An 8,388-nucleotide genomic window follows, 5' to 3' on the forward strand; every position below is an offset into this window, starting at 1 on the left:
CGAGTCATGCACTTCCGGGCGGTAATCCTCGTGATCAGCCGGCTGGTTCTCGCCGAAATAGAACATGCTGGTCAGCGGCGCGATGCCGAGCTTGCTGACGTTTTCGCGCAGGAACAGCCGGGCCTTGGTGTCCATCACCGTTTCCGAACCCGGCTTCAGGATGAACTTGTAGGCACCGGTGGCGCGTCGCGAATTGAGCAGCGCGTAGATCACCAGTTCCTTGGCATTGGCTTCCGGACGAACCACCCAGAACTCGGTGAAGCGCGGGAACTCTTCGCCCGAAATCAGGCCGGTGTCGATCGACAGGCCGCGGGCCGACAAGCCATACCGTTGGCCGGCGCCGAGCGCACGGAAATAGCTGGCGCCGAGGAACACCAGCACCTCGTCCTTGTACTTCGGGGTGTTGACCGCGAAATGGACGCGAAAGCCGGCGTAGCCGAGGTCGCGGAACGATTCGGCATCGACCTTGTTGTCACCGTAGTTGAAATCATCCGGCGTGAACTTCAGCTCGCGCAGAGCTCGACCATTGACCTCATTGATCTTCACCGGCCGGTCGTAATAGAGGCCCTGATGGAAGAATTGCAATTCGAACGGCAGTTTTTCCGCATGCCAGAGCGCGCGATCCGGCTTGAAGCGGATGTCGCGGTAGTGGTCGTAGCCGAGCTGTTGCAGGGCTTTCGGCAACCGTCCTTCCGGTTTCTCGAACGGCTGCGCGGCCAAGGCTTTGGCTTTGGCAGAAACATCATCCAGATCAAAGGCATGCGCCGGGCTGGAATGCACGGCGGCACAGCTCAGCAGAACGGCGCAGGCCCCACTCAGCAGGCGCAAGGCAAGCCAGGAGGCATGCCGTCGGTCGGTCGAATTCATCAGGTAGGGGTCGGTGATCGGAAAGCGTCGGAGCATTTTACGTGACCACGAGCGTAGCCACGGTTGTGCACGAGCCATGCCCGAGCAGGCGCTCAGACGGATGACGTGACCGCCGATGTGGCAGGCGCTGGCGCCAGAAAGGATTCGTAGACGCCGCGCAGGCGATTGATCATCAGGCAGAACAGATCGGCGGTCCGCTCGGCGTCGTAGATCGCCGAATGGGCTTCCCGCGTGCTGTACGGCAGGCCTGCCGCTTCCAGCGCCCGCGCCAGTACCGTCTGGCCGAGGATCGCGCCGCCCAGTGTGGCGGTATCGAAAGCCGAAAACGGATGGAAGGGATTGCGCTTGATATCGCAGCGGCCGACCGCGGCATTGACGAAGCCGAGATCGAAATGGGCGTTGTGGCCGACCAGGATCGCCCGCGTGCAGCCATGCTCGGACACCGCCTGACGCACCGGCTTGAACACCTGGGCCAGTGCTTCGCGTTCGGGAATTGCGCCGCGCAGCGGGTTGGTCGGGTCGATACCGTTGACCTCCAGCGAAGCCTTCTCGATGTTCGCGCCCCGGAACGGTTCGACGTGAGCAGCGTGGGTGACATCGCGAACCAGGTTGCCGTCGCGATCGAACTTCAGCAGCACCACGGCGATTTCCAGCAACGCGTCGGTGCGGTTGTTGAAGCCGCCGGTTTCGACGTCGACCACCACCGGCAGGAAGCCGCGAAAGCGCTGACCAATACGCGGCGCAGGCTTGAACGCGTCACGCAGGGCGGGGGGGAGTTCCATGGGATGCCGGGGGAGAGTTCGGGGCGGAGTTTAGCCGATGGGGGATCAGCGATGCCGCGCTGCGGCATGGATGGCCCGCGAGCCGGGGTCCGGCCACAAGCTTGATCGTCTGGCATCGCTATAATTCGCCGCCTTCTCCGTCCCTTGCTGCCAGCGTCCGAATTTTATGAGCAAAAATCAGGTCCGCAAAGTCGCGCTCGCCTATTCCGGCGGCCTCGACACCTCCGTTATCCTGAAGTGGCTGCAGGACACCTACGGCTGCGAAGTCGTCACCTTCACCGCCGATATCGGCCAGGGTGAGGAACTCGATCACGTGCGCCCGAAGGCGCAGCAGCTCGGCGTCAAGGAAATCTTCATCGACGATCTGCGCGAGGAATTCGCCCGCGATTTCGTGTTCCCGATGTTCCGCGCCAACGCCGTCTACGAAGGCGAGTACCTGCTCGGCACCTCGATCGCCCGGCCATTGATCGCCAAGCGTCTGGTCGAGATCGCCCGCAGCACCGGTTGCGATGCGATCAGCCACGGCGCCACCGGCAAGGGCAACGATCAAGTTCGTTTCGAACTCGGCGCCTATGCGTTATGGCCGGGCGTGAAGGTGATCGCGCCATGGCGCGAATGGGATCTGAACTCGCGCGAGTCACTGCTCGCTTATGCCGCCAAGCACGAGATTCCGATCGCCAAGAAGCCGGGCGGTGGCAGCCCGTACTCGATGGACGCCAATGCGCTGCACATCTCCTATGAAGGCGGCGGTCTCGAAGACCCGTGGTGGAGCCCGGATGACAGCATCTGGCGCTGGACCAAGAACCCGGAAGATGCGCCGAACGAAGCCGAAGAAATCACCATCAGCTTCGAGAGGGGTGATGCCGTCGCCATCAACGGCGAGGCGGGCACGCCGTTCCAGATTCTCGATCGTCTGAACGCGCTCGGCGGCAAGCACGGTATCGGCCGTCTCGACATGGTCGAGAACCGCTACGTCGGCATGAAGTCACGCGGCTGCTATGAAACGCCGGGCGGCTCGATCCTGCTGAAAGCGCACCGCGCGATCGAAAGCCTGTGCCTCGACCGGGAACAGGCGCACCTCAAGGACGAGCTGATGCCGAAGTACGCCAGCCTGATCTACAACGGCTACTGGTGGAGCCCGGAGCGCCGCATGCTGCAGGCGCTGATCGACGACAGCCAGACGCGGGTCAACGGCGATGTGCGCCTGAAGCTGTACAAGGGCGCGATCTACAACCTCGGCCGCCGCTCCAAGGATTCGCTGTTCGACGCCAGCCTGTCGACCTTCGAGGACGATCGCGGCGCCTACAATCAGAAGGACGCCGAGGGCTTCATTCGCCTCAATGGGCTGCGCCTGCGGACGGGCGCCAATCGCGACGCGCGCTGATCGCGCTGTCCTTCTGATCGCTCGCCCGATGCCTTGGCGTCGATCCCGTCGAAAAGCACGACGGGCTCCTCGCCGCGTAGCATCGGTCGGCACCAGAAGGACGCTGAAGTATTCATCCGTCTGAACCGCTTGCGTCGTCGCACTGGCGCGACGCGCGACGCGCGCTAAGCTCAGCTAGATTCCATCCACCACGCAACCACCGGAGCACGACCATGGCCAAAGGCATGGACAGTAAAAAAGCCGAAAAGAAAGCACCGCTGAAGACGATGAAGGAAAAGAAGGCCGAGAAGCAGGCCAAGAAGAAGGCGAAGTAAGCCTCGGCTTTAGGCTGCACCCCAATCCCCGCCATGTTCTGCATGGCGGGGATTTGTCTTTCAGCCGCCCGGAGCAGCGCCCAGCGCCTTGCCGTTGATGGTCAGCACGCCGCCCTTGAACGCCATGACGCATATCGCCTGTTGGCCGTCGACGAGCAACAAGCCCTGCGCAATCAAGGCATCGCGAGTGTTCTGCAGCGCGCTGGCAATGACTTCCTGTGGCACTTCGTTGGGGGCGACACCGGCATTACCGGCCAGATCGGCGCGGATTTTCTGGCTCAACAGCAGATTGACGGTGTCGAGCGGGGCGTCGAACTGCGCATGGCCTTCGACGTCGGTCAGCGGCGAGAAGTCGTCGAAATTCGCATCGCCGATGTAGCGCAGGCTGCCCTCGGCCTTCACCGCGCCAGCCGGGCTGCCGAACGACAACTCGTCAACGCGCAACTCGGGATGGCCGGCCGCCAGCTGGCTCAAGGCCGGCTTCAGCTCGGCCATCATCGCGGCCGGATCGACTGCCGCGTCCTTGCCATGCGTCTGCTGATAGCGATTGGCCGCGGTCGACATCGCGATCGTCGCTGCCGCGTCGAGATGGTCGAAGCTGACACTCAGGCGAGGCTGGTCGATCCGGGTGCCTGCGGTGTCGAAGCTGGTGGCCGAAAACTGCACGCCGGAGTTGATCGCGCCTTCGACCAGTTTGGTATCGGAACTGAGCGCGAACTGGTTCAGCGTCGACGTGACCTCGCCGGATTTGAGCGCGAGCGAGGCGAGGGTGATCGTCGAAGTGCCGATCCACAGCGGGCTGTCGTCGACCTGGGTCATGTCGGCGGTCATCGCCAGTTGTCCGAACGAACCCTGCTTGCCGTCGTTGCCGGTGATGTCGAGGCTGGGCGCGGCCAGTTGCAGCAGCAGGTGGCCACCGCCCACCGAATAGCTCGATTCGATGCCCGCCCAGCGAACCTTGAGCGCTTCTGTACTTGCCGTACTGGCGTCGGCGGCGGGCGACCGGAGGCTGCCGCTGACGCCGCCGGCAAAGCCGAGATCGGTGATCAACGTCAGCACCGGCAGATCGCCGAACAACGGCGCCAGCGAGGTCTTCAGATCGTCATCGAGCTGCGGCGTGGTGATCAGGCGACCCAGGCGCAGTAGGCCGTCGAGCCGCGGCCCATGGCTGATCGCGTGATTCAAGCGCAGCTGCACGACCTTGGGCGCAGCCGGCGCTTCGTTCTCATGCCCCTCTTCGTGGGCATGGGTTTCCGGCGGCAGCCCGATCTCGATCGCTGTTTCGGCCGCGGCCGAATACAAGCCGCGCTCGTAGCGGCTGATCCGGATCGGGTAGGGGCTCTGCTCGCTCATGCTAGCGATGCCGGCACGGAAGGCGGACTCGATTCGTAAACCAATCACATACGGCCCCGCAACGGCGACGACGCCGATGATGCCGATCGCCAATGCTGCTTTACCTGCTGCCTTCATCGCTGACTACTTCCTTGGTTGAATGGGTGGACGTTTCAGATCCGGTTTTCCACTGGCAGCGTTTTGCGCTCGTCATCGCTGCGCAGATGCAGATCCATCTGCGGATACGGGATGGCGATGCCTTCGGCGTCGAAGCGCAGCTTGATCTGCTCGAGCAGATCGCTCTGCACGTCGCCCCATTCCGCCGTCTTCGCCCAGGGGCAGACCGCGAAATCGACCGAACTGGGCCCGAGTCCACGCACCTGCACGGTTGGCGCCGGCGACTTCAGCACCTTCGGATGATTGAGCACGATCTCCTGGAGGATCGATTTCGCCAGCTTCAGGTCGGCGTCGTAATCGATGCCGATGGTGATGTCGAGGCGGCGCGTATTACGGGCGCTGTAGTTGGTGATGGTCGCCGCGGTGATCGTGTTGTTCGGCACGATCACTTCCTGGTTGTCCGCGGTGCGCAGCACGGTATGGATGATCTTGATCTCCTCGACGGTGCCCGAGACGCCGCCGGCGGCGACCAGGTCGCCAACCCGGAACGGCCGGAACAGGATCAGCAGCACGCCGGCCGCGAAGGCGCTGAGCTGGCCCTGCAAGGCCAGGCCAACGGCAAGTGCGGCGCCACCGACGACCGCCGCCAGCGAATTGGTATTGATGCCGATCTGGCCGAGTGCCGAAATCACCACCAGCGCATAGCCGAGACCGTAGGCGACATTGCACAGGAAGCCGGTCAGGGTCGGATCGGCATTGGCGCGGTGCATCACCGAACGCAGCACCTTCACCGCCATCCGCACGATGAAACGGCCGAGGAAGAAGATCAGGAACGCCACGGCGATCTTCAGCACCACCGGCAGGCCGAGTTCCAGCCAGCGTTCTGGCTGGGTGAGTTGTTCCAGCTTGAAATCCATGACGACTCCCGCGGATAGCGTGTGTTCGGGTAGTTTAACGGGCCGATCCCCGCAACCACCCCAGCCGATGCCGATGAGCGATACCCCCGACGAAGCCCCTGCCACCCTGACGCCGCGCTACATCCAGGCCAATGGTCTGGAGTTCGCCTACCTCGAAGTGCCGCCTGCCAGCGGCGCAGCCGAGGCACCGCTGGTGCTGGTGCTGCATGGTTTTCCCGATACCGCGTGGAGCTTCGCGCCGCTGCTGCACGAACTGGCCGCCTCCGGCTATCACGCCGTGGCGCCGTTCACGCGCGGCTATGCGCCGACCGAAATTCCCGAGGACGGTGATTACTCCCTGGAAACGCTCGGCCAGGACGTGCTGGCGCTGATCGAGCACTTCGGTGCCGATCGCGCCTTCATCGTCGGCCACGACTGGGGCGCGGTGATGACTTACGCCGCCGCCGCGCTGCGCCCGGATCGCGTGCGCGCGATCGTCACCGCAGCGGTGCCGCATCTGCGCCGCTTCCTGCTGCGGCCGTCACGCGCTCAGCTCGCGGCCTCGCACTACATGTTCAAGTTCCAGCTGCCGGTCTGGCCCGAACGGCGCATCCGCGAGGACGATTTCGCCTGGCTGGTGAACCTCGCGCGCAGCTGGTCTCCGGGCTGGATTCCGGACGACGACTATCTGATTCCGATGAAGGCCAACTACGCCGAGCCGGGACGGCTCAAGGCAGCACTTGGTTATTACCGGGCGATCCCGGCCATGTTTTTCAAGAAGGTTGCCTGGCAGTTCCTGCTGCAGCCGACGCAGGTGCCGGCCTGCGTCATCCGCGGCGAGCACGACGGCTGCATCCTGGACAGCTCGTTCAGCGATTCCGAACACCTGTTCTCGGCCGGTTATGAACCGGTCCGCATGGCCGGCATCGGCCATTTCATGAACCTGGAAGCGCCGGACGCCTTCGCCAAGCACGTGCTGGAATTTCTGGCCCGGCATTGAGCTGATGAGCCTGCGCTCGATCGACTGGCTGGCCGATAGCGTCTGTCGCTGGACGCCGCTGCCGATGGTCAATGAAGCGCTGGTCTTGCCCGAAGCGGAAGCAACGCTGGTGGTCGATGTCGCCGAACGTCGCCGCGGCCATTTCATCGCGGGTCGCGTCTGCGCCCGCGCCGCCCTGGCTGAGCTGGGTCACGTCGATGCGGTGATCGGCCGCACCGCCGACGGGGCCCCGTCCTGGCCGGACGGCGTGACCGGCAGCATCGCCCACTGCGGGGACGCGGCGGTCGCGATTGCCGCCTCGACCCAGCATTGGGCGGCATTCGGCATCGATATCGAGATCGATCGCGCCCTGCCGGACGATGCCGCCGCTTATGTGCTCGATGAAGCGCAATGCGCCCGCCTCGCCGAACTGCCCGGCGGTCTCGCCCGCTGGGCCTTGCCGGCTTTCAGCGCCAAGGAGTGCGTGCACAAATGCCTGCAGCCCTTGCGCGGCCTGTTTCTGGAGTTCAGCGAAGTAGAGATCGTCTTCTCGATCGACTCGGACCGTTACACCGTCGAAGCGAAATCGGCGCGCGCGCAACAGGCGATGGCCGGCTTCGAGTGGACCGGCGAGCTGCGCCGCTTCGATGGCCTGCTGCTGAGCCTGCTGGCCGCGCGGCGGCTTTAGCGCGTCTCGGGATTGGCCTGACGCTGCGCAGCGACGCCGAGCACCCAGTCGACAAGCATATCGATCAAGGCTTCGCGGGTGGCCCGGCGAATGAAATGGTGGTCTGCTTCAGGGATCTGGCGAATCGTCAGGTGGCGATAGCCGCGCAGGATCGGAAAGGCATCGATCAGCTGCGCGGCATAGGTGTACTGGTGCTCGACATCGCCGGTGTAGACGTAGAGCAAGGAGAGCTGCCGGCGGATGAACTCGACCAGATCGGCTTCCATGCGCGAGTGCGATGGCGCGTCGTAGTAGTGGATCTCGCTGGGCAGCACATCGTGCAGCGCGCTGCCGGATTTCGGCGTCAGGCTGATGCCGAGCGGCTCCGGCGGCAGATGCCGGCTGCGCTCGGTGAGGCGCGCCATCGTCCGGTTCAGCCAGGCGCGTGGCGTCGAGGGGATGTAGCCGTCGAGGAACACGGCACCGATCAGTCGCGGATCGACCCGGGCGGCCTCATGCGCGTCATAGGCCCCGCTGTGGCTGCCGATAATGATGATGCCGGTGGACATGTTGCGGGCGTCGAGTGCATCCATCGCGGCACAGAGATCCAGCGTCGAATCGGCATCGCTGCGGCCGGGCACGATTTCGCTGTCGCCGAGGCCGGCGTTGTCGAGGCGCAGGCTGACCAGGCCGGCGCTGGCGAGCGCCCGGGCCAGTTCGACGTGCATGCGGCTGGGGCCGACTCGATGGATGACGCCGGTGTTCGGGATCAGCACCGCCGGACGCTGCGGATCCGGTATCTCGGGGCTGCCGATGATGCCGAACAGCGCGCCGCTTTCGCCAAAGGAGATCGCCCGCTCGTTCATTTCAGGCCATCCGCCAGACGCTCGGTGACGATGCGGAACGAGGCGCTCGGCAGCCACGGCGAGTGGATGCGTTCGACATCGCTCCAGTGGCCGGCGTCGGGCAAGCGGATCGATTCAACGCTGTCCGGCGGAATGCGGTCACGGCTGACGAAGATCACCCGGCCGGGCAGGTCGCGGCGCAAGC

Annotated in this window: 9 protein-coding genes; 3 read left to right on the forward strand and 6 right to left on the reverse strand. The window is 64.4% G+C overall.

The window, feature by feature from the left end:
- Together QZY06_RS21610 and rnt are read right to left on the reverse strand one after the other, a co-directional pair.
- Positions 1-867: glucan biosynthesis protein (locus QZY06_RS21610; RefSeq protein ID WP_295688199.1), on the reverse strand; the 867-nt coding region annotated here is incomplete at its 3' end.
- Positions 868-959: 92 nt separating this feature from the next.
- The gene (gene rnt, locus QZY06_RS21615; RefSeq protein ID WP_295688201.1) at positions 960-1,649 is read right to left on the reverse strand and encodes a ribonuclease T; all 690 of its coding nucleotides are present in this window, start codon (positions 1,647-1,649) and stop codon (positions 960-962) included.
- Positions 1,650-1,815: 166 nt separating this feature from the next.
- Here rnt and QZY06_RS21620 point away from each other — a divergent pair, with 166 nt between their 5' ends.
- The gene (locus tag QZY06_RS21620) at positions 1,816-3,033 is read left to right on the forward strand and encodes an argininosuccinate synthase (protein ID WP_295688204.1); all 1,218 of its coding nucleotides are present in this window, start codon (positions 1,816-1,818) and stop codon (positions 3,031-3,033) included.
- Positions 3,034-3,407: 374 nt separating this feature from the next.
- Here QZY06_RS21620 and QZY06_RS21625 read toward each other — a convergent pair whose 3' ends face one another.
- A complete protein-coding gene (locus tag QZY06_RS21625) occupies positions 3,408-4,817 on the reverse strand; it encodes a DUF945 family protein (RefSeq protein ID WP_295688208.1) in 1,410 nt (469 codons plus the stop codon).
- A 35-nt stretch (positions 4,818-4,852) separates the two neighbouring features.
- Positions 4,853-5,713 carry a mechanosensitive ion channel domain-containing protein gene (locus QZY06_RS21630; RefSeq protein WP_295688211.1) on the reverse strand — a complete coding sequence of 287 codons (861 nt, stop codon included), beginning with the start codon at positions 5,711-5,713 and terminating at the stop codon, positions 4,853-4,855.
- A gap of 73 nt (positions 5,714-5,786) precedes the next feature.
- Here QZY06_RS21630 and QZY06_RS21635 point away from each other — a divergent pair, with 73 nt between their 5' ends.
- Both QZY06_RS21635 and QZY06_RS21640 read left to right on the forward strand, forming a co-directional pair.
- Positions 5,787-6,692 carry an alpha/beta hydrolase gene (locus QZY06_RS21635; RefSeq protein WP_295688213.1) on the forward strand — a complete coding sequence of 302 codons (906 nt, stop codon included), beginning with the start codon at positions 5,787-5,789 and terminating at the stop codon, positions 6,690-6,692.
- A 4-nt stretch (positions 6,693-6,696) separates the two neighbouring features.
- The gene (locus tag QZY06_RS21640) at positions 6,697-7,359 is read left to right on the forward strand and encodes a 4'-phosphopantetheinyl transferase (RefSeq protein ID WP_295688217.1); all 663 of its coding nucleotides are present in this window, start codon (positions 6,697-6,699) and stop codon (positions 7,357-7,359) included.
- Here QZY06_RS21640 and QZY06_RS21645 read toward each other — a convergent pair.
- On the reverse strand, positions 7,356-8,204 hold the full coding sequence (locus QZY06_RS21645) for a hypothetical protein (protein WP_295688220.1): 849 nt from the start codon (positions 8,202-8,204) through the stop codon (positions 7,356-7,358). The two genes, QZY06_RS21640 and QZY06_RS21645, sit on opposite strands and share 4 nt — an antisense overlap.
- On the reverse strand, positions 8,201-8,388 hold a 188-nt coding region (locus QZY06_RS21650), incomplete at its 5' end, for a hypothetical protein (RefSeq protein WP_295688222.1). The genes QZY06_RS21650 and QZY06_RS21645, both read right to left, overlap by 4 nt.

The sequence above is a fragment of the uncultured Nevskia sp. genome, from assembly GCF_903885465.1.
Classification (GTDB): Bacteria; Pseudomonadota; Gammaproteobacteria; order Nevskiales; family Nevskiaceae; genus Nevskia.